Raw genomic sequence first — 20,254 nt, forward strand, 5'->3', positions numbered from 1 at the left:
ATGGAATCCTTCACCGAGGTCTGGAATCTGGTCTGCGATTATTGCAAAAACAAGATCACCGATATTGCCTATTCCACATGGATCAAGCGCATAGAACCGGTCAATCTTGACTTTGCGCAGGGAGTTGCGGTCATTAAAGTCCCGAACGAACTTCACCGGCAGACGATCAAACATTATTATATGGATATGCTCGATGAAGCATTCACACAGATTTTCGGTCAAAAAATCCAGATTCGCGTCTGTACCCCGGAAGAGGCTGGGGTCGAAAAACAGAGCGACGAAACGCCCGCCATCAACGACGACTACGAATTCACCTTCGACACCTACATCGTCGGTTCTTCCAATAAATTTGCGCACGCCGCCTCCATGGCGGTGGCGAACAAGCCCGCAACCCTTTATAATCCCCTGTTCATTTATGGAAATTCAGGATTGGGAAAAACCCATCTTTTATACGCGATCTGCAACGAGATCAGCCGGACCCATCCCGAAATGAACATTATTTACATAAAAGGCGACGAATTTACCAACGAGCTGATCGAAGCGATCCGCCGCGGCACCACCGCGGAATTTCACAGCCGTTACCGGAAAGCGGACGTGTTCCTGGTGGACGATATTCAGTTTATCGCCGGAAAAGATTCCACCCAGGAGGAATTTTTTCATACCTTCAACACGTTATATGAGGCAAAAAAACAGATCGTACTGACTTCCGACCGGCCGCCGAAGGATATCGCCACCCTGGAGGAGCGTCTGCTCACTCGTTTTGAGTGGGGACTGACCGCCGACATTCAGCCGCCGGATTTTGAAACGCGCATCGCCATTATTAAAAGGAAAGCGGAGCTTCTGGAAATCGATCTGCCCGACAACGTCGCGGAATACATAGCCAACCGGCTGAAAAACAACATCCGCCAGCTGGAGGGCGCGGTGAAAAAAATGAAAGCCTACTACCTGCTTGCCGGAGAGGACCCCAGCATCACCACGGCGCAGGCGGCGATCAGCGATATCATCAACAATGACCAGCCCACCCCGTTTACCGTAGAAAAAATTATCGACGAGGTTGCGCGCACGTTCGGTACGACCGGCGAGGACATCCGTTCCTCCAAGCGTTCCGCAAACATTTCGAGCGCGCGGCAGATGGCGATTTATGTGGTGAGGGAAATTACCCAGCTCCCGATGACCTCCATCGGCGAGGAATTCGGCGGACGCGACCACTCCACCGTCGTATACGCCATCCAGCAGGTAGAAAAGGGAATCAAGCGCGACCCGAAAATCAAGGCGACCGTCGAAGATATCATTAAGAATATCCGCGACCGCTGAAAAGTGGAAAAAAAGTTGACATTTCAACAATTTCTGTTCATCCGCGCTTTTAACGGGTTTTCAGACATCCCGGATTATTGAACTTGTTTTCAACATTCCCCACAGAGTTTTCAACATCCTGTTAAATACTTCAATTTTATACGAAAAGTTAACAAAACCTTAACATTGAAATCACACGCGGTGAACGGCGAAAAAACAAAGCCGCGCCTGTATTTCCGAAATCTTTCCACTTTTCCGCGCCGCCTACTACTCTTACTAAATTAAATCTATACTATCTATTATAAAAGGAAGCAGAGGGTGAGTTTATGAAAATAACCTGCCAGCGGCAGCAGCTGAACGAAGCTGTGTTGAATGTTCAGCGCGCCGTGTCCACAAAATCATCCGTTCCCGCTCTGGAAGGCATCCTGCTCAAAACAGGCGAGAATGAAATTACACTGTGCGGATACGACCTTGAACTGGGAATGACCACAAAAATAGAAGCCCAGGTGGAAGAACCGGGAAGCATCGTCCTGAGCGCGCGGCTGTTCGGCGACATTGTCCGCCGTCTGCCGGCGGACACCGTGTACCTTGCCACCGACGAGAAAAAAATCACTTCCATCAAGAGCGGGCCGGCCGATTTCTCCATTGTGGGAATCCCCGCGGAGGAATACCCGGAGCTTCCGGCCATTACAGGGGAAACCTCGATCAAGATCGCGAACTGCATTCTGAAAAGCATGATCCGGCAGACGATTTTCGCCGTCGCGGAAAGCGACGCGAAGCCGATCCACACCGGTACCCTGTTTGAACTGAGCAAAAATAAGATCCGCCTGATCTCCGTGGACGGCTACCGTCTTGCTCTGAGGGAAGAAACCGCCGCCTGCGGCGAGGAAACCAGCTTTGTCGTCCCGGGCAAAACGCTCGGCGAAGTGCTCAAGCTTCTGAGCGACGACGACACCGAGCTGGAGGTCCAGATCGGCCGGCGCCATATTTTATTCCAGATCGGAAACTACTGCGTGATTTCCCGCCTTCTCGAAGGGGAATTCCTCGACTATAAGGCCGCCATCCCCGGCGCCAGCTCAACGGAGATCATCGTTTCCACCCGTTCGTTCATCGACAGCGTGGAGCGCGTTTCCCTTCTGATCACCGACAGGCTGAAAAGCCCCGTGCGCTGCGTGTTTGAGGACGGGGAGATCAAGGTTTCCTGCTCGACCTCCATCGGTCACGCCAACGACCAGCTTTCCGCGAAAATCGACGGCGCGGGCGTGGAAATGGGCTTTAACAACCGCTATCTGCTCGACGCCCTGCGCAACACCGAGGGCGACGAAGTGAAAATACAGCTCAACGGCGCTTTGAGCCCGATGAAGATCCTTCCGCGCGAAGGGGACTCCTTCCTTTTCCTGGTGCTGCCGGTCCGTTTGAAGAGCGAGGCGTAGAAATGAAAACGGAAAAAATCGTCATTGATACCGAGTTTATCCGGCTGGACGCCCTTTTGAAGCTTGGCGGCGCGGTGGACACCGGCGGCCGGGCAAAATTTATCGTGCAGTCCGGCGAAGTGAAGGTCAACGGAGAAATCTGCACCATGCGCGGCAAAAAAATGAGAAGCGGCGACAAGGCCGAATACAACGATGTGACATATGAGGTGTGTAACGGGTGATTATCCAGCACCTGGAGGCTGAAAATTACAGAAATATCCGGCGCTGCGTGATAATTCCGCAGAATGGGATCAATATAATATATGGGAAAAATGCACAGGGAAAGACCAATCTGCTGGAAGCGGTCTGGCTTTTTACGGGCGGCCGTTCCTTTCGGGGAGCGAAGGACGCCGACCTTGTTCTGCAGGGAGAAGCCGGCGCAAAGCTCAAGCTGAAATTTTTCAGCGGCGAACGTGAGCAGACGGCGGAAATCACGATTGAAAACGGGCGCAGAAATGCCGTTTTGAACGGGATTCCCCAAAAAAACGCTTCCGGGCTGGTCGGAAAGTTCTTTTCCGTGATTTTTTCCCCGGAGCATATCGCGCTTGTGCGCGAAGGCCCATCCCAGCGCCGCGACTTTATGGACGCCGCCCTCTGCCAGATCAAACCCGGGTACGCCGCGCTTCTTTCGCGGTACCACCACACGCTGATCCAGCGCAACACCCTTTTAAAAGATATCCCCCGCCATGCCGAGCTGATGGATACGCTCGAAATCTGGGATGAAAAGCTTGCTTCCTACGGCGAAGCGATCGTCCTCGGCAGGATGGATTATATCCGTAAAATCAAGGAACCGGTCAAAGAGATTTACGCCGGCATTTCCCAACATACCGAAATCATTGATTTAACCTATCAGAAAAGCACCGAAGACCTGAAAAAGGCGCTGAAAGCGGCCCGCCGGGAGGATGTGGCGCTGGGCCATACCAGCGTCGGCCCGCACCGCGACGATATTGATATTGCCATAGACCTCCGCCCTGCGCGGACGTTCGGCTCACAGGGCCAGAAACGCTCCGCCGTCCTTGCTTTAAAGCTTGCGGAGGCCGAGATGCTTTACCGCCAGACCGGAGAAAGACCCGTTGTCCTGCTCGACGACGTGATGAGCGAGCTGGACTCCGGCAGGCAGGATTATTTACTCAATCATTTGGATCGCTGTCAGGTTTTCATAACCTGCTGTGAACCCGGCGCAATTCAGCAGCTCCGGGAGGGCGCCCTGTTTGAAATGGACGGCGGCACCCTGATAAAAAAATGAGAAAGGTTTTATTTTATGTATCTTCATCTCGGGCAGGACACGGTGATTAAAGTCAGTGATATTGTGGGCATATTCGATATGGAAACCTCTACCATCTCCAAATCGACCAGAAACTATCTTTCCGCGGCCCAGAAAGAGGGCCAGGTCGTCAACGTTTCCATGGAAATGCCGAAGTCCTTTGTGCTTTGCTGTGATAAAAGCCGCCGGATTACCGTTTATATCACGCAAATCTCCTCTTCCACCCTTCTGAAAAGGACAGGGTTTATCGACGAGATATCAAATGTTTAAGGTGAAAAAATGAAAAAATTCAGAAAAGCACGATGTCCGCACTGCGGAAATAAACTGACGCTGCTGCGCGCCTGGGCGATCAAGACACAGGGCGAGTACAAATGCCCCAAGTGCGGCGGCTACTCCAATATTGAACTCGACCCCGCCGTTCACTTTTTTGCCATCGGCGCAATCGTACTCAGCGGGCTGATTTACCTTGTCTGGATGATTTCCGTAAAAATGCTCAGTCTTGCTTCCATTTTTTTCATTATGCTGCCGTATTTTATATTTTATTTGCTTTGTTTTTTCCTGGTCAGGCTCAGAAAACCGGCAGTCCGCAGGAAACAGCCTCCCGCCGGCCGGCCGCATCAGCCGTCCCCCCAGCAGCAGACACAGAAAATTTACGATAGAAGAGACAGAAGATTCTGAACAGAACGTTTCGGTTTAACGAGAGTATACGATACGTATTATAATTGGAGGGTTAAACTTGGAGTTTAGCGAAATTACGCAAACAAAACAAAAATACGACGAAAATCAGATACAGGTACTGGAAGGCCTGGCCGCGGTCAGAAAGCGCCCCGGCATGTATATCGGTTCCACCGGGCCGCGCGGGCTGCATCACCTCGTCTATGAAATCGTGGACAATGCGATCGACGAAGCGCTCGCGGGCTTCTGCGACAGAATCGAAGTCAAAATCCTGCCCGGGGACATCATCAGCGTACTGGACAACGGGCGCGGAATCCCGGTCGGCATCCAGCATCAGATGGGAATCCCGGCGGTCACGGTTGTTTTCACCGAGCTGCACGCGGGCGGAAAATTCGGCGGCGGCGGCTACAAGGTAGCCGGCGGCCTGCACGGCGTCGGCGCGTCGGTCGTCAACGCGCTGTCCGAATGGCTGGAGGTCGAGGTTTACAACGAGGGTAAGATTTACTACCAGCGTTTTGAGCGCGGAAAAACCATCACCCAGCTGGAAGTGCGCGGCGAAACGGAAAAAACCGGAACGTTCGTCACCTTTAAGCCGGACGCGGAAATTTTCAGGGAGACCACCGCCTACGACTACGAAACCCTGCAGACGAGGCTGCGCGAGCAGGCGTTTCTGAACGCCGGCATCCATATCGCTCTGTCCGACCTGCGCGACGAAAGCAATCCCGTACACGACAACTACTGCTACCACGGCGGCATCAGCAGCTTTGTGGAATTCATCAATAAAAAGAAAGCGGTCGAGATCATCCATCCCGACATCATCCACTTTAGTTCCGTCGCCCCAGATAATTCGGCAACGGCGGAAGTTGCCATGCAGTATAATGATTCCTATAACGAGCTGATGCTGTCCTTTGCCAACAATATTCATACCACCGACGGCGGCACGCACGAGGACGGGTTCAAACGCGCCCTGACCCGTGTGATGAACGATTACGCCAGAAAATACAACATTCTCAAAGAAAGCGATAAAAACCTTTCGGGTGACGACGTGCGCGAGGGCCTGACCGTCATTATCAGCGTGAAGATGAAGGACGCCCAGTTTGAGGGCCAGACAAAGGCCCGCCTGGGAAATACCGAAATCGGCACGCTGGTCAGCAACCTCATTACCGATAAAATGGCCGCCTATCTCGAAGAAAATCCGGCGACGGCAAGGGCGATTTTCGACAAGGCGCTGGCCGCTTCCCGCGCGCGCGACGCCGCGAGGAAGGCCCGCGACCTGGTCCGCCGCAAATCCGCGCTGGAAAACGCCGCGCTTCCGGGCAAGCTTGCCGACTGTCAGAGCCGTAATCCCGACGAGACGGAAATTTATATCGTCGAGGGTGATTCCGCCGGCGGTTCCGCAAAAGGCGGACGCGACCGCAAATATCAGGCGATTCTGCCGCTCTGGGGCAAAATGCTCAACGTGGAAAAGGCAAGGCTCGACAAGGTGTACGGCAATGAAAAGCTGATGCCCGTCGTCACCGCGCTCGGCTGCGGGATCGGCGAAGAATTCGATATGAATAAGCTGCGCTACGGGAAAATCATCATCATGGCCGATGCCGATGTCGACGGTTCGCACATCCGCACCCTGCTTCTGACTTTCTTCTTCCGGTTTATGAAGCCGCTTGTGGAGGAAGGCCACGTTTACCTTGCGCAGCCGCCGCTGTTCCGGCTGAGCAAGGGAAAAAATCATTACTACGCATTCAGCGACGAGGAACGCGATCAGAAAATGGCGGAGCTCGCCAGCAATTACGAGATCCAGCGCTACAAAGGCCTTGGTGAAATGGACGCCGAGCAGCTTTGGGAAACGACCATGAATCCGGAGACCCGCACCATGCTGCGCGTGGAGGTGGAAGACGCCGCCGCCGCGGACGAAGCCTTCACCATTCTGATGGGCGACAAGGTCGAGCCGCGCCGCGCTTTTATTGAAAGCAACGCGAAGTACGCAAAGAACCTTGATGTCTGACGCTGCGGCTTTTCGTACTTTGCGCGGGCATCCTTCGGTATAAACAGGCAAAATTCAGCCTGAATTTTTGCAGAATGTATTTTTTAGTATGAAAATTACAGTTCGTACTACATAAGCGAAAAGGAGAATTTCTCATGAAACAATTTGTAAAGGAACAGGAAACCGCCTCAAAACCTCCTGAACCCCGGGGGGAACAGACCCCCGACGAGGACCAACCTGAGGAAGACAAAGTGGAATGGGACGGTTCCGAAGCCGAGCTGGTCGCCGACGAAACGGCGCTGGCGTTTGAGGAACAGAATACGGGGATCAAGCTGACATACACGCTGACCTCCGGCGAAATTTTCAAAGTTCTCTGGAAAAGCCAGTACACCGGCACAAGGTTAGGGCTTTCAGCCGTTGCGGTCGTGCTGAGCACCGCGATGGCGGTCGTCTTTCTGATGCAGTTCCGCTCGACGGGCGACAGCCGTTACGCGTCTTTGGCGGTGGTGTGCATTCTGCTGGTTCTGGTGGTCGCGGTTTTCCCGACGGCCGTCATCCGGGCGCATTCGTCAAAAATCGCCGACGGCAGGGAGATCCGCATGAAGATTTACCCCGACCATATCGAAATGGGCTTGCCCGGCAAAAGATGGGAAATCCCGCTCGACGGGACCAGCGAATGTGTTCAGATCGAAAATCTGATCGTGCTGTACATAGACGACCGGAATATGGTGATTCTTCCGCTGCGCTGTGTGGAACCGGGCGTTTTGCCGGAGGTTCAGGCGATGCTTTTGGCGGGGACGCACCCCAAAAGCTGAAAAAGGAAAGGAGACGGAAAGATGCCGACGTTTTACGAGGGAGGGCCGGTCGATACGGTGGAACAGACGGTTGGCCCCGACGAATACGCCGCGGCGTACTACACCGCGCAGAGTGCGGTTTCCCCCATCCACACAAAATGGGTGCGTGCGGGGATCTGTCTTTCCGCGGCCATCGTCATCGCTTCCTTTATTCCGTTTTACCGCGCAAGATTCTTTACCTGCTGGGGGCCCGCGTGCGGAATTGTCCTGGCTCTTGCGCTCGCCTTTCTGTTCTTTTTTATCCAGCCGGACGATACCCGGAAATGGGCGGCGGAGCTGTACCGCTCCAACCGGCTGCTGGCCCTGCCGCAGAAAATCGAGATTTTCCGGGACAGCGTGGTGATTCAAAGCAGCTGTGAAAAAATGCTGGAGTACTGGACCGATTTCAGCAAGTGCATAGAGACCCCGTCCGCCTTTGTCGTGACCGGCGGGCGGGAACGGGACTTGCTGATCATCAAAAAGCAGGGACTTACGAACGAACAGATTGAAAAAATTTCCGCACACCTTGCCGGCGCGTTTGCTTCGCGCTATTTGAAAAGCGGGCGTTAAGGAGGGATTTATTTGCCTGAAAGCCCAATTTCGGTAAGCTGCCTTACCACAAAATTCGATTATGCCGATTTCAAGGCCGCGGCGGCGAAAGCCGCCATGAGGAAAAGCGAAAAAATCATTCTGAAAGCTACGGGAACCGTTCTGATTCTGGCCGCGTTTCTTTTAAGGGCCTTTGTTTACGGGAATTTCTATCAGAATTTCATTTATGCGGCCATGGCCGCGGTCGGCGTGATCATCGGATGCTTTTACGATACGATCGTCCTGTACGCCGTGCGGCGGCACGCCCTGAGCTACTTTACGGCGAACAGTGAAAAATTTATCGCGCAGACCACGGAATTTTCAGAGGAAACCATAACCTTTCAAACCGAACGGTATACGGCTGCAATTCCCTATGAGATGCTGTATAAAGCGTATGAGGACGCGAGGGTTTTTATTATATACACAGGAATCAACGAGATGAGGTTCATCCCCAAAAGGGCGATGAACGAAAGCGAATGTGCCAGGATTCACAACATTCTTGAGACAAAGCTTCAGGAAAAATATCAGCAGGAAGGTGCCCGCTAATGGACGAATTTCAGGAAAATCAAAAAATCATCAATGTCGACCTTGAAAAGGAAATGAAACAGTCGTTTCTTGCCTATTCCATGTCGGTCATTGTGTCCCGCGCGCTGCCGGACGTGCGCGACGGGTTAAAACCGGTTCACAGAAGGATTCTGTATACCATGTTTGAAAACGGCCTGTCCCCGGAAAAGGCTTACCGAAAATGCGCGGACACCGTCGGTTCCGTGCTGGGCCGCTACCATCCGCACGGCGACGCTTCGGTCTACGACGCGCTGGTGCGCCTGGCGCAGGATTTTTCCATGCGCTATATGCTGGTGGACGGACACGGCAACTTCGGTTCCGTGGACGGCGACCCCCCGGCCGCCTACCGTTATACCGAGGCCCGCATGAGCAAGATCGCCGTGGAAATGCTGGAGGATATCGACAAGGATACCGTCGATTTCCAGCCGAACTACGACGACCGTCTGAAGGAACCCATCGTTCTGCCCAGCCATTTTCCGAACCTTCTGGTCAACGGTTCGACCGGGATCGCGGTCGGCATGGCCACGAATATTCCCCCGCACAACATGGGCGAGGTCATCGACGGCATGTGCACGCTGATTGACAATCCCGACGCTTCTCTGGACGATTTGATGCAGAGCATCAAGGGGCCGGACTTCCCCACCGGCGGCATCATTATGGGCCGGGCGGGCATCCGCGCCGCCTACGCCACCGGCCGGGGCCGCATCACGGTGCGCGCCCGCGCGGAGATCGAGGAAGAGAAAAACGGCCGCTTCAATATCGTCGTTACGGAGCTGCCCTATCAGGTCAATAAGGCGAGGCTGGTCGAAAGCATCGCCGAGCTGGTCAAGGACAAGCGCATCGAAGGGATTTCCAACGTGGAGGACCACTCCGACCGCGAGGGCATGCACCTGCTCATCAGCGTGAAGCGCGACGCTTCCCCGCAGATCGTCCTGAATCAGCTTTATTCCTATACCCAGATGCAGACGACGTTCGGCGTCATCATGATCGCCATCGTCAACGGCGAGCCAAAAACGCTGACGCTCAAGGAAATGCTGCAGGAATACATTCAGTTTCAGGAAAGCGTCGTAAGGCGCCGCACCCTGTACGACCTGAAAAAGGCCGAGGAGCGCGCTCATCTTCTGGAAGGCCTGAAAATCGCCGTCGACAACATCGACGAAGTGATTTCCATTATCCGCGGTTCCAAGGACAGGGCGACGGCAAGGGCCCGCCTGACGGAACGCTTCGGGCTGGACGACCCGCAGACACAGGCGATCGTACAGATGCCGCTCGGCGCGCTCACCGGTCTGGAGCGCCAGAAGCTGCTGGACGAAATCGCCGCGCTGGAAGCGAAAATCGCGGATTACAAAGATATTTTGAGCAGTGAAACGCGTCTGCTCGGCATCGTCAAGGACGAAGCGCTCGCGGTGAAGAATAAATTCAGCGACGAACGCCGTACGGAGATTGCGGCCGTCAGCGGCGAGGTCGATATTGAAGACCTGATTCCGCAGGAGGAATGCGTGCTGACCCTGACCAACTTCGGCTACGTCAAGCGTCAGAAAACCGATACTTACCATATTCAGCGCAGGGGCGGCCGCGGCGTCAGCGGCATGACAAGGCGCGAAGAGGATGTCGCGAGCGACATGTTCGTCATCAACAGCCACGACTATGTCATGTTCTTTACCAACCTGGGCCGCGTGTACCGGCTGAAATGCTACGAAATCCCGGAGGGCTCCCGCACGAGCAAAGGGATGAATATTGCGAACCTGCTGCCGATTGCGCAGGATGAAAAGGTTACCTCCATGATCCGCGTGCCGGAATTCGACGACGAAAGCTATCTGTGCATGGTGACGCGCAACGGCATCATCAAGCGCACCAGCCTTTCGGCTTACAACACCGCGCGCAAGGGCGGCGTGATCGCGATCGATCTGGACGACGGTGACGAGCTTTCCTGGGTGCGCCTGACCACCGGCGATACGCAGCTTCTGGTCGCGACCCGTCTGGGCATGGCGATCCGTTTTGACGAAAGGGACGTCCGCCCCATGGGCAGGACCGCCCGCGGGGTGAAAGCGATTACCCTGAAAGAAAGCGATTATGTTATCGGAATGAGCTCGCTGCGCGCGGACGGCCTTGTGCTGACCGTTTCCGCAACCGGCTACGGGCGCCTTTCCAGTATGAATGACTACCGTATCCAGTCGAGGGGCGGCAAGGGCCTTACCAACTATCATATTCAGAAATACGGGGAGGTCGCCGCCATCAAGGTGGTCGATCTGGACGACGACGTGATTTTGATTTCCTCCGACGGTATCATTATCCGCATTCCGGCCAACTCCATCCGCGAATGCGCAAGGCCCGCCAAGGGCGTGCGTGTGATGCGCCTGAACGAAAACAGCGAGGTCGTCACGCTGGCCCGCACGGCGCACGAGGAGGACGCGGTGGATGCCCTGCCCGCGGACGAGGGCGACGCGGACGCCGGTTCCGAAGACGAACCGGAGGACATGGAAGAGAATCTTTCAACGGACACGGAACAGGAAAACACCGAGGAATAAGAAAGGGTGCAGTCAATGAATCACTGGAAAAAGCTTTGTATTCCCCTGGCGGCTGCCGTGACGATCGCGGCGTTCGCGGGCTGCGGGGCGGTGAAAGGCGGGGAAAGCTCCGTCCCGGCAAGCGGGCTCGGCGAATCCTCTCAGGCGGAGTCCCGGCCGGCAAGCAGCGCGCAGAGCGAACCGGCCGGCAGCGTTCCCGTGGTAACGCCGAACGAACCGTCCGAATCCCAGCCCGGCCCGGTCATTGATATAGAGACCGACAGCCCCGAATTTAACGCGCTGTTTAAGAAAAATCCGATTGACAAGCAATATATCGCGGAGTCCAACAAAGCCTTCTCCAATGTGGAGATGGTCAACCTTTCCAACAAATACGCCGGTATCTGGGAAAAAGAAGCCGCCTCCGCCTATGACAAGGTCACGAAGCTGGCCACGGGCGACGCCCTTTCCAAGATCAAAGCGGAGCAGGCCGCCTGGGTGAATGGCAAGACCGAAGCGCTGAAAAAAATCAGCGACGAGGCCCAGGCCGCGGGCGGAACCATGGCTCAGGTCAACGCCGCGAGCGCAACCATGGATTATTACCGCAGCCGCGCCGCGCAGATTTACCGCCAGCTTTACTCTTTCGATCAAAACTACACCTACGCGTTCAAATAAGAGGGATAAGTCCTTCGTCGGACCTGCCGGTCGGCACGCGTCTACGGCGATGTTCCCAGTAAGCTTACACGAAATCGTGAGCGAGGTGCTCCGAAACTCCTTCTGTCGCGCCGGGCGCGGCACCTCCCTCAAAGAGGGAGGTAAGGGTTCTTCTAAGGCTCCCTCTTTGAGGGAGCAGGCAGGCGCAGCCTGACTGAGGGAGTTCGCTCTAAGCTTCCGTATCCCCCGTCAATGAAAACCATACAAGTCCCGTATTTCCTAAAGACACTTTGGGGATACCTTGGGGGTGCAGGGGGATTTTATGGAACCATCCCGCCGGGAATTAAAAATCCCCCTGCGCGTACTTTGCCTACTTTCGTACAAGAACCGAAAGTAGGGGCCTGCCCGGCCTGAGGGCAGACCATGCGGTCGGCAAACGCCTACGGCGACTCTTTCAGAAAATATTTCAATACTATTTGTTATATTAATTATAATCTATACTTAAAGCAAATAACCGTTTGTTTTACAGACGGAAAAGCATGGGTATATTCATGATCAGAATAATTGAGAACAGGGAGAAAACGATGGAATTCAACGAAAAAACCCTGAGCAGGAACGATATCTATGAAGGAAGAATCCTCAAATTTCACGTGGATAAGGTGGAGCTGATTAACGGCAGAACCTCTACCCGGGAGTGCGTCGACCACCCGGGCGGGGTCAGCGTCGCCGTGCTGACGGAAAAGAACGAAATTCTGTTTGTGCGCCAGTTCCGTTATCCCTATAAAGAGGTCGTTCTGGAAACGCCGGCGGGCAAGCTGGAACCCGGCGAGGACCCGTTTGAGGCGATGAAGCGCGAGCAGCTTGAGGAAACCGGAACCACCGGCTCCCGCTATATCGACATGGGAAAGCTTTATCCCTCCCCCGGTTACTCCAACGAGATCATTTATCTGTACGCCTGCCGTCTGGAAACCTCCGGCAAGACGCAGTTTGACGAGGACGAGTTTCTGGAGACGGAAAAAATCCCGGTGGACGAAGCGGTGCGCATGGTGATGAACGGGGAAATCCCCGATTCTAAAACGCAGGTGCTGGTTTTAAAAACCGCGCGGCTTTTGAAGGACGGAAAAATCTGAGGGGTGCGCCATGAAAAAGAAAAAAACCGCTGAGCTGAGCGAGCCGAAAAAACGTCTTATGATGTATCTGGGCCTTTGGGCCGCCTCCCTGTTTTTCGCCATCGAAAACCCACAGGGAAGCTGGCTGCCCATCGGCCTTGGGATCGGGCTGATCGTGGCGTACGCGCCCGAAGCCCTGCGCCGGCTGAAAAGCAGGAGAAGCGGTGCGGAAGCCGGCGCCGCAAAGCCGGACGGGACAAAAAGCGAGGAAGAACAGGAAAAATGAATTGCCGTCCGGGAGCTGCGGTCCCCGGGGCGGCTCTTTTCTTTTATTTCCCGACTCTTTTCACATAGTCATCACATAAAGTTTATAAAATAGAATGGAAACATTCAAAAAAAGTTTACATTCCCGCCGCGCCGAATTGCTACAATAAAATGGCGTTACAGCGGGCTTTGTCCGCTGCAGATTGACGGCAAAGCCGCGCAGCCGCGAAATTGCAAAACCAGTTTGCTTTCTGCGCTGGCTGCTCTTGCAAATTTCGGTCACATACAGAGAGTTTGCTCCCTTATTTGCTGCGCTTGCCGCCTTGACTTGCACGATTTGTCGCAATCTGCAGTTTGTCTACAACCTGCATCGGTCATGAAAATAATGGAAACATCAGGAGGGATCTGCATGATTGAGGTGAAAAACCTCTCGAAGCGCTACGGTCAGAACGTCGCTTTGAACAACATCAGCTTCTTGGTCGAAGAAGGAACCGTCGTCGGTTTTTTGGGGCCGAACGGCGCGGGGAAGTCAACCACCATGAACATTATTACCGGCTATCTGTCGGCCAGCTCCGGCTCGGTCACGGTCGGCGGGTACAACACGCTTGACAATCCCAACGAAGTGAAAAAGCTGATCGGCTATATGCCCGAAATGCCGCCGCTTTACCCGGATATGACGGTGAAGGAATATCTTGATTTCCTTTTTGACCTGAAAAAAGTCACGCTCCCGCGCGAAAAGCACATCAGGGAAATCTGTACGCTGGTGAAAATCAACGAGGTGTACCACCGCCTGATCAACAACCTGAGCAAGGGCTACAAACAGCGCGTCGGTTTTGCGCAGGCGCTTTTGGGCAATCCCCCTGTTCTGATCTTGGACGAGCCCACCGTCGGGCTTGACCCCAAGCAGATTATCGAAATCCGCAACCTGATTCACAATCTGGGCAAAAAACACACGATTATTTTAAGCTCCCACATCCTGCCGGAAATCCAGGCGGTCTGCGAGCGCATCATCATTATCAATAAGGGAACGCTGGTCGCGGACGGCACGCCGGAAAGCCTTTCCCAAAGCCTGAGCGCCGACCATAAGCTGATCGTCCGGATAGAGGGAAATGAGACCGACGTCAGAAACGCCCTGAAATCCGTCAAGTTTGTGGAAACCGTGCAGAGCTGCGGCGAAAAGGAGCCGGGCGTTTTCGAGTACGAGGTAGAGGCCCGCGACGGCCGCGATGTGCGCAGGGAGCTTTTCCGGGCGGCCGCGGCGAAAAATTACCCGATTCTGTCCATGTCCAACACCGGGCTCTCGCTGGAGGACGTGTTCCTGCGCCTGACCAGCGCGGCCTATACGAAGGACGTCGCCGCCGCTGAAACGATAACGGAAGGAGAGGAAGAAGAATGAGAGCGATTACAAAACGGGAGCTGAAGGCGTATTTCACCTCTCCGATCGGCTATGTCTGCGTCGCCATGATTCTGGCGCTGTACGGATACTATTTTTTCCAGGTGCTGATGTTGCGTTCCTCCTCCTATATTTCCAGCGTATACGCCACCATGTTTATCTGGAGCATGATGATTATTCCGATCATCACCATGCGCAGCTTCAGTGAGGAAATGCGCAACCGCACCGATCAGGCGCTTCTGACCGCGCCGGTGGGCGTCACCTCCATTGTGTCGGGCAAATTTCTGGCCGCGCTGGCCGTGTATGCCATCGCCATGGTCGGCACCCTGATTCCCGTGGCCGTGATCGGGCTGTTTTCCGCGCCGGAATGGGCGTTGATTTTCGGGAACTTTTTCGGGTCCCTGCTGTACGGCGCGGCCATGATCTCCATCGGCATCTTTATTTCTTCGCTGACGCAAAGCCAGATCGTCGCCGCCATCGGCACGTTCGGCATTTCCATCCTTCTTCTGGTCGTGGACCAGCTTACCGGCCTTGTCAGCAATCCGGCCGCGGTCAAGCTGATCGGCTGGCTGTCCTTCAACACACGGTACCAGCCGTTTACCAAAGGAATTTTTGATCTTTCAAGCATTGTCTTTTTCCTCAGCGTGATCGCGGTCTTTATTTTCCTGACCGCCCGCAAGCTTGAAAGCAGAAGATGGAGCTAAGGGGGGTATGAAAATGAACAGGGATAACAATCACGAAACAGAAAAGACCACTCCGGAAACCGAAGCCGCCGAAGAGGCCGCGGCGGAACAGACGGAGCCTGCCGCCGGGGAACCCGCCGGAAAGGAAAAAGCCGGGAATTTTTCGGAAGAGAACATTGGCCCCGAAACGGAAGAGCCGGAAGAAAAGAAGAAAAAAGGCAGATTGACTGAAAAGGTCGGCGCGTACACGAAAAGCACAAAATTCCGCCGCGGCGGAATTTCCACCGCATTTACCGCCGGGTTCCTGGTCGTCGTCATTCTCATCAATGTGATCGTAAGCGTGCTGGCGCAGCGGTACCCGTCCATGAATCTGGACCTGACAAAAAATAAAGTGAATACCCTCTCCGCTCAGGCGGCGGAAATCGTCTCCAAGGTGAACGTGCCGACCACCATCTATATTATGGCGACACAGGCGCAGACAAAGGGGGACCAGCTTCTGTCGGAATTCGGCATCAAGTACAGCCAGGTCGGGGAGCTCGCCGAAAAAATCGCCGAGAAAAATACCAATATCAAGGTGGAGTATATGGACCTTGATAAGAATCCGACCTTCGCAAGCACCTATAAAAACGACAATCTGACCGCGGGCGACGTGCTGGTAAAGACGGAAAAGCGTTACCGCGTGCTCGCCTACACCGACCTGTTCAACGTGCAGTACGGCGCGGACGGCGTGTCGACGGAAACCTATTCCATGGTGGACAGCGCGCTTGCTTCCGCCCTCAACTCCGTGATTGCGGACACCGTCGCGATCGCCTCGTTCGACACGGGCCACAGCGAGCAGATGGAAACGGCCACCTATCAAAAGCTGCTGGAAAACAACAGCTTTGAAACGAAGGATTTCAACCTGCTGACGGACGCGATTCCCGACAATACCCGTCTGGTGGTTCTGGGCTGCCCCGCCACCGACTATACCGACGCGGAGCTGAAAAAGCTGGATACCTTCCTGAGCAGCGCCGCAATCCCGGGCGACCGTTCCCTGCTGATTACCTTCCATCCCAGCCAGCAGGCCATGCCGAAGCTCGCCGCTTTCCTGAAGGAATGGGGCATCGAGGTGCCTCAGGCCGTGGTTGTGGAAAGCGACCAGAGCAAATACTATACCGACGACCCAAGCTATATTCTTTCCACCGTGCAGACGGGTCTGAGCCTGGGCGGACAGTCGGATTACGGTTACTTTACCACCCCGCAGTCCAACCCGGTCAACATTCTGTTTGAGACCAGGGGGACCAAAACGACTTACTCGCTGGCGAAGTCCAACGATTCCTGCTATTTAGTGGACAACAATACCAAGGCGGACGATACTCCGCAGAAAACCGCATATAATACGGCGGTGCTTTCACAGGATAAGGTGCAGGCCGGGGCGAAGGAATACAAGGCGAATGTGATCGCGCTGGGCAGCACCGCCATGTTTGCCGGGGAGATCCTGGGCGCAAGCACCTTTGGCAACGCGAAATACGTAGTCGACCTTTCCCGCTACGCGACCGGCACCACCAATTCCGCCACCGCCATTACGCAAACCTCCGTACAGACCAATGTTTCCGATATTACCCTGAGCGCCGAAATGAGCGTCCTGCTCGGCATCGGCGTGTTTACCCTGCTGATCCCATTGCTCGTAGCCATTGCCGGCGTTTGTGTGTACCGCAAGAGGAGGCGCCTGTAAGATGAAAACCAGCACAAGAAATCTGGCAATTGTCGCCGGCTGTATCGTGGTGCTCGGCGGAGTGGCCGCCGTCCTGCTGACGACGGGGGATAAACAGGAGACCGCTTCTTCCGGGACTTCCGCTTCGACCATCGAGCTTGTCTCCAAAACGAGCCAGGATATCGTTTCCATGTCCGTAAAAAATAAAAAGGGCGGCTATACGCTCGTCCCGGTTGAAAAATCGGAGACCGCTTCCGCCGCTTCTTCCGCCGCCTCCGGCACCGCGGCGGAAATCACCTATCTGGTCAAAGAGCTCGGCGGCGTGCCGATCAACAACACCGCCGCCTCTCAGGTTGTTCAGAACGGGTTCAGCCTTGTCGCCACTAAAAATCTGGGGATTGTCAGCGACCTGGGCGAATTCGGGCTGAAGGACCCCCAGGCAACCGTGGAAGTCGTTTTCAAGGATGGAAGCACCTATAATTATAAAATCGGGAATCCCTCCGCCACGGACAGCAGCGCGTACTATATGTGCGGCGAAAATTCCGACAATGTGTATATCGTCAGCATTGACGGCGGGATTCTGGAAAGCAGGATCTATTTCGTCAGTAAGACCGTGATGGCGGTTACCAGCAGCAGCGGCGTGAACGATTTTACAAAAATAACGCTGAGCGGCACGAATTTTCCGCAGCCCATCACCGTGGAAAAGAGCGGGACGGAGAGCGTGATTACCTCCCCGGTCAGCGCGCCCACGGACACCGAAAAGCTCAGCGCGGTCGAGTCGGCGCTGACGGACCTGACCGCGGACTCCGTCGAGGCCGTAAATCCCGACGCCGCGGCGCTGAAAAGCTACGAGCTTGACAAACCCTTCGCGATTGCCGATTTTACGGTAAACAAGGAAAGCTATCGGCTTCTGGTCGGCGCAAAGAAGGATTCCTCCTATTATGTAAAGCTCGACAAGGTGGACGCCGTGTATCTGGTCAAGGCGGAAAATCTTGACGCGTGGGTCAGCGCGAACGCGTTCGCGCTCCGCAGCAAGGACATCCTCAAGCCCGACATCACAGCGGTAAAATCGCTTTCCGTAACGGCTGGCGGCACGGTCCTGACCTTTGCCGTCGCCAGAACCAAGGATGAAACCAAATCCACCCAGGATAAAACCGAATACACCTATGCGGTCACCGGAACCGGCGGGAAAAAGCTGAACTATGAGAAAAACTATACCGCGTATTTCCAGCAGGCCACGGGAATCCAGCTTCTGGAAGCGGCGGACGCTGCGCCAGCCGGCACTCCGGAACTGAAGCTGGAATATACCTATTTTGACAAAAGCGGGACGGACACGGCCGCGTTTTACAAGACCGGAGACCGGCTTTACACCGCGGTGGTGAACGGCGCGGTGTACGGGATCGTAACGCAGGACGACGTTCAGAAGATCCTGACCGGCGCGAAAACGCTGCAGGACGAAGAATGACGGATACAGAAAGAGGCTTCTCCTCTTTTTGGCCCCCTCTCTGAGGGAGTTTTTAGATATTTTAAGGCGGGGAGCCATGCTCCCCGCCTTATTAATTGTCCAGCTTCTTTTTTAAGGTCTCCGGGTTCGCGGCGTAGATCAGCGCGTTTTCCCGGGAGATTTTTCTTTCCCGGTAAAGCCGGAGTAAGTCCAGATCCATGGCCACCATGCCCTCGCTGCCGGACGAATAAATAGTGTTGTCGATCTGATGCACCTTGGATTCGCGGATCAGGTTGCGGATGGCCGGATTGACCAGCATGATCTCAAACGCGGGGATCAGCCCGCCGTCCATCGTGGGAATCAGCTGCTGGGAAACCACCGCCTGCAGCACCATGGAAAGCTGCACGCGGATCTGCTGCTGCTGGTTGGACGGGAACACGTCGATGATCCGGTCGATGGTGTTGGCCGCACCCACCGTGTGCAGGGTGGAAAGCACCAGCTGGCCGGTTTCCGCCGCGGTCATCGCGGTGGTGATCGTTTCATAGTCGCGCATTTCCCCCAGCAGAATAACGTCGGGCGCCTGCCGCAGGGCGGCGCGCAGCGCCCGCACATAGCTCCGGGTGTCGTGGGCGAGCTCGCGCTGGCTCACGATGCTTTTATCGTGGCGGTGCAGGTATTCGATCGGGTCTTCTATGGTGATGATGTGGCTGTTTCGCGTATGGTTGATCTTATCGATTATACACGCAAGCGTGGTGGATTTTCCGCTGCCCGCCGAGCCGGTAATCAGCACAAGGCCTTTTTTGATTTTGTTTAAATCGATCACCGTATCGGGAATGTGCAGGACCTTGGGATCGGGCAGCCGGAAAGCGACCACCCTCAGCACCGCGGCCATGGACCCCCGCTGCAGATAGGTGTTGCAGCGGAAGCGGCACAGCCCTTCTATCGAAAAGGAAAAATCGTCGTCGCCGCTTCTCAGAAACGGCTGGATGTCCCGGCCGCTGCCGAGCGAATAGATTTCCTCAATGCATTTTCTCGTATCCTCCGGCTTCAGCCGGTAGGAGTTAAGGCCGTCGATGCCCACCGGATGGATGCGGTCGCTCGTCTTAAAGGAAAGGGGGCAGCCCGATATGATAAAAATATCCGATACGTTCTCCTCCACGGCCCTTTTCAGGATTTTAATAATATCAAATTCCATGCAATCACTCCGTTGCGCTTATTGGGCGCTGTTGCCCTGCCAAAGCTCCAGCGTATCGCCGCCGCCGCTTTCAAGCGCCTGGGGCGTCAGTTTTCTTTCCGTAATCCGGTACCGCTCCGCGTCGTCAAAGGCGCCGACGGCCAGCCGCGTTTCGATCTGCCTGCCCGCGCCCGCGCCGGCCAGAAAGCGAACGTTCAGCGAATCCCCGTCGGAAGGCTCCACCGTGACCCCGTCAAGGCGGGTGAGCAGCATCTGGGCAAAGCTGCGGTAACAAACGGCCTTTTTCTGCTCCGCAGACGCGTTGCCTGCCAGAATTTCCGTTACTGATCGTAATTCAGAACGACTTTTATACTGATTGTATTCACTTAACTGCGTAAGGGAGATTCCGTCCGCGGCCTTCGCGGCGTCCTCCCTTGCGCTCAGAAGCGCTTCGTCTATTTTCTGGAGCTTCTGCTCCGCAATAGCGGTTGCGGCGTAGTAGTTTTCAACCGTTTCCGCGTTTTTGGTGGAAATCTTGTTGTCCGCGTTCGCGGTCACGTAGGAAAGGACGCCAAAGGTGGTCAGGCAGAGCACGACAAAAATCATCAGGATGGAGGACGCGCCCACACCCAGATGAAAATTTCCTTTTCTTCTCACACGGGCACC

The 20,254-nt window shown here is 55.0% G+C and carries 20 protein-coding genes; 18 read left to right on the top strand and 2 right to left on the bottom strand.

Translation table 11 applies throughout. The features are described 5' to 3' along the window. The 18 genes from dnaA (at window position 1) to VXK30_RS00090 (ending at window position 18,435) form a co-directional block, all read left to right on the top strand. On the top strand, window positions 1-1,314 hold the full coding sequence (gene dnaA, locus VXK30_RS00005) for a chromosomal replication initiator protein DnaA (RefSeq protein WP_275715134.1): 1,314 nt from the start codon (window positions 1-3) through the stop codon (window positions 1,312-1,314). Between the two features lie 305 nt (window positions 1,315-1,619). Next, a complete protein-coding gene (gene dnaN, locus VXK30_RS00010) occupies window positions 1,620-2,726 on the top strand; it encodes a DNA polymerase III subunit beta (RefSeq protein WP_275715132.1) in 1,107 nt (368 codons plus the stop codon). Between the two features lie 2 nt (window positions 2,727-2,728). Then, window positions 2,729-2,947 (top strand): RNA-binding S4 domain-containing protein, encoded by a 219-nt coding sequence (locus tag VXK30_RS00015; protein WP_275715130.1) that lies wholly within the window; start codon window positions 2,729-2,731, stop codon window positions 2,945-2,947. Continuing rightward, window positions 2,944-4,011 (top strand): DNA replication/repair protein RecF, encoded by a 1,068-nt coding sequence (gene recF / locus VXK30_RS00020; RefSeq protein WP_275715128.1) that lies wholly within the window; start codon window positions 2,944-2,946, stop codon window positions 4,009-4,011. The genes VXK30_RS00015 and recF overlap by 4 nt, the downstream gene beginning before the upstream one ends. Before the next feature lie 15 nt (window positions 4,012-4,026). After that, window positions 4,027-4,299, top strand: coding sequence for an extracellular matrix regulator RemB (remB, locus tag VXK30_RS00025; protein WP_275715126.1), 273 nt, complete (start codon window positions 4,027-4,029; stop codon window positions 4,297-4,299). 9 nt (window positions 4,300-4,308) lie between these two features. Continuing rightward, window positions 4,309-4,707, top strand: coding sequence for a hypothetical protein (locus VXK30_RS00030; RefSeq protein WP_275715124.1), 399 nt, complete (start codon window positions 4,309-4,311; stop codon window positions 4,705-4,707). Between the two features lie 58 nt (window positions 4,708-4,765). Then, entirely contained in the window at window positions 4,766-6,706 is a 1,941-nt protein-coding gene (gene gyrB / locus VXK30_RS00035) for a DNA topoisomerase (ATP-hydrolyzing) subunit B (protein WP_275715122.1), read from the top strand. 134 nt (window positions 6,707-6,840) lie between these two features. After that, complete coding sequence (locus VXK30_RS00040) at window positions 6,841-7,500, top strand: YcxB family protein (RefSeq protein WP_275715120.1); 660 nt, start codon at window positions 6,841-6,843, stop codon at window positions 7,498-7,500. Between the two features lie 21 nt (window positions 7,501-7,521). After that, the gene (locus VXK30_RS00045; protein ID WP_275715118.1) at window positions 7,522-8,088 is read left to right on the top strand and encodes a YcxB family protein; all 567 of its coding nucleotides are present in this window, start codon (window positions 7,522-7,524) and stop codon (window positions 8,086-8,088) included. A 12-nt stretch (window positions 8,089-8,100) separates the two neighbouring features. Then, a complete protein-coding gene (locus VXK30_RS00050) occupies window positions 8,101-8,652 on the top strand; it encodes a YcxB family protein (protein ID WP_275715116.1) in 552 nt (183 codons plus the stop codon). Further along, window positions 8,652-11,198: a DNA gyrase subunit A gene (gene gyrA, locus VXK30_RS00055; protein WP_275715114.1), complete on the top strand. Its 2,547-nt coding sequence runs from the start codon at window positions 8,652-8,654 to the stop codon at window positions 11,196-11,198. Before VXK30_RS00050 ends, gyrA begins: the two co-directional genes overlap by 1 nt. A gap of 15 nt (window positions 11,199-11,213) precedes the next feature. Continuing rightward, the gene (locus tag VXK30_RS00060; protein WP_275715112.1) at window positions 11,214-11,849 is read left to right on the top strand and encodes a lysozyme inhibitor LprI family protein; all 636 of its coding nucleotides are present in this window, start codon (window positions 11,214-11,216) and stop codon (window positions 11,847-11,849) included. 530 nt (window positions 11,850-12,379) lie between these two features. Further along, entirely contained in the window at window positions 12,380-12,958 is a 579-nt protein-coding gene (locus tag VXK30_RS00065; protein WP_329493859.1) for an NUDIX hydrolase, read from the top strand. A 10-nt stretch (window positions 12,959-12,968) separates the two neighbouring features. After that, window positions 12,969-13,223 (top strand): hypothetical protein, encoded by a 255-nt coding sequence (locus tag VXK30_RS00070; RefSeq protein WP_275715110.1) that lies wholly within the window; start codon window positions 12,969-12,971, stop codon window positions 13,221-13,223. Between the two features lie 387 nt (window positions 13,224-13,610). Continuing rightward, window positions 13,611-14,597, top strand: a complete 987-nt coding sequence (locus VXK30_RS00075) for an ABC transporter ATP-binding protein (RefSeq protein WP_275715108.1) — start codon at window positions 13,611-13,613, stop codon at window positions 14,595-14,597. Beyond that, on the top strand, window positions 14,594-15,298 hold the full coding sequence (locus VXK30_RS00080; RefSeq protein ID WP_275715106.1) for an ABC transporter permease subunit: 705 nt from the start codon (window positions 14,594-14,596) through the stop codon (window positions 15,296-15,298). Before VXK30_RS00075 ends, VXK30_RS00080 begins: the two co-directional genes overlap by 4 nt. Before the next feature lie 13 nt (window positions 15,299-15,311). Beyond that, entirely contained in the window at window positions 15,312-16,991 is a 1,680-nt protein-coding gene (locus tag VXK30_RS00085; RefSeq protein WP_275715104.1) for a Gldg family protein, read from the top strand. A 1-nt stretch (window position 16,992) separates the two neighbouring features. Further along, window positions 16,993-18,435: a DUF4340 domain-containing protein gene (locus tag VXK30_RS00090; RefSeq protein WP_275715102.1), complete on the top strand. Its 1,443-nt coding sequence runs from the start codon at window positions 16,993-16,995 to the stop codon at window positions 18,433-18,435. A 91-nt stretch (window positions 18,436-18,526) separates the two neighbouring features. Here the strand turns inward: VXK30_RS00090 and VXK30_RS00095 are convergent, their stop codons facing one another. Continuing rightward, entirely contained in the window at window positions 18,527-19,609 is a 1,083-nt protein-coding gene (locus VXK30_RS00095; RefSeq protein WP_275715100.1) for a type IV pilus twitching motility protein PilT, read from the bottom strand. 18 nt (window positions 19,610-19,627) lie between these two features. Continuing rightward, complete coding sequence (locus VXK30_RS00100; protein ID WP_275715098.1) at window positions 19,628-20,245, bottom strand: hypothetical protein; 618 nt, start codon at window positions 20,243-20,245, stop codon at window positions 19,628-19,630. Between the last annotated feature and the right edge of the window lie 9 nt (window positions 20,246-20,254).

It is taken from the genome of Caproiciproducens sp. CPB-2 (assembly GCF_036287215.1).
Taxonomy (GTDB): domain Bacteria; phylum Bacillota; class Clostridia; order Oscillospirales; family Acutalibacteraceae; genus Caproiciproducens.

What these genes read in the sequence shown, in the direction of transcription:
- VXK30_RS00080 (WP_275715106.1), top strand. Translation starts at nt 14,594, where the DNA reads ATGAGAGCGATTACAAAACGGGAGCTGAAGGCGTATTTCACCTCTCCG.
- dnaN (WP_275715132.1), top strand. Translation starts at nt 1,620, where the DNA reads ATGAAAATAACCTGCCAGCGGCAGCAGCTGAACGAAGCTGTGTTGAAT.
- remB (WP_275715126.1), top strand. Translation starts at nt 4,027, where the DNA reads ATGTATCTTCATCTCGGGCAGGACACGGTGATTAAAGTCAGTGATATT.
- VXK30_RS00065 (WP_329493859.1), top strand. Translation starts at nt 12,380, where the DNA reads ATGATCAGAATAATTGAGAACAGGGAGAAAACGATGGAATTCAACGAA.
- dnaA (WP_275715134.1), top strand. Translation starts at nt 1, where the DNA reads ATGGAATCCTTCACCGAGGTCTGGAATCTGGTCTGCGATTATTGCAAA.
- VXK30_RS00040 (WP_275715120.1), top strand. Translation starts at nt 6,841, where the DNA reads ATGAAACAATTTGTAAAGGAACAGGAAACCGCCTCAAAACCTCCTGAA.
- VXK30_RS00015 (WP_275715130.1), top strand. Translation starts at nt 2,729, where the DNA reads ATGAAAACGGAAAAAATCGTCATTGATACCGAGTTTATCCGGCTGGAC.
- VXK30_RS00095 (WP_275715100.1), bottom strand. Translation starts at nt 19,609, where the DNA reads ATGGAATTTGATATTATTAAAATCCTGAAAAGGGCCGTGGAGGAGAAC.
- VXK30_RS00060 (WP_275715112.1), top strand. Translation starts at nt 11,214, where the DNA reads ATGAATCACTGGAAAAAGCTTTGTATTCCCCTGGCGGCTGCCGTGACG.
- VXK30_RS00045 (WP_275715118.1), top strand. Translation starts at nt 7,522, where the DNA reads ATGCCGACGTTTTACGAGGGAGGGCCGGTCGATACGGTGGAACAGACG.
- VXK30_RS00075 (WP_275715108.1), top strand. Translation starts at nt 13,611, where the DNA reads ATGATTGAGGTGAAAAACCTCTCGAAGCGCTACGGTCAGAACGTCGCT.
- VXK30_RS00030 (WP_275715124.1), top strand. Translation starts at nt 4,309, where the DNA reads ATGAAAAAATTCAGAAAAGCACGATGTCCGCACTGCGGAAATAAACTG.
- gyrA (WP_275715114.1), top strand. Translation starts at nt 8,652, where the DNA reads ATGGACGAATTTCAGGAAAATCAAAAAATCATCAATGTCGACCTTGAA.
- VXK30_RS00070 (WP_275715110.1), top strand. Translation starts at nt 12,969, where the DNA reads ATGAAAAAGAAAAAAACCGCTGAGCTGAGCGAGCCGAAAAAACGTCTT.
- VXK30_RS00090 (WP_275715102.1), top strand. Translation starts at nt 16,993, where the DNA reads ATGAAAACCAGCACAAGAAATCTGGCAATTGTCGCCGGCTGTATCGTG.
- VXK30_RS00085 (WP_275715104.1), top strand. Translation starts at nt 15,312, where the DNA reads ATGAACAGGGATAACAATCACGAAACAGAAAAGACCACTCCGGAAACC.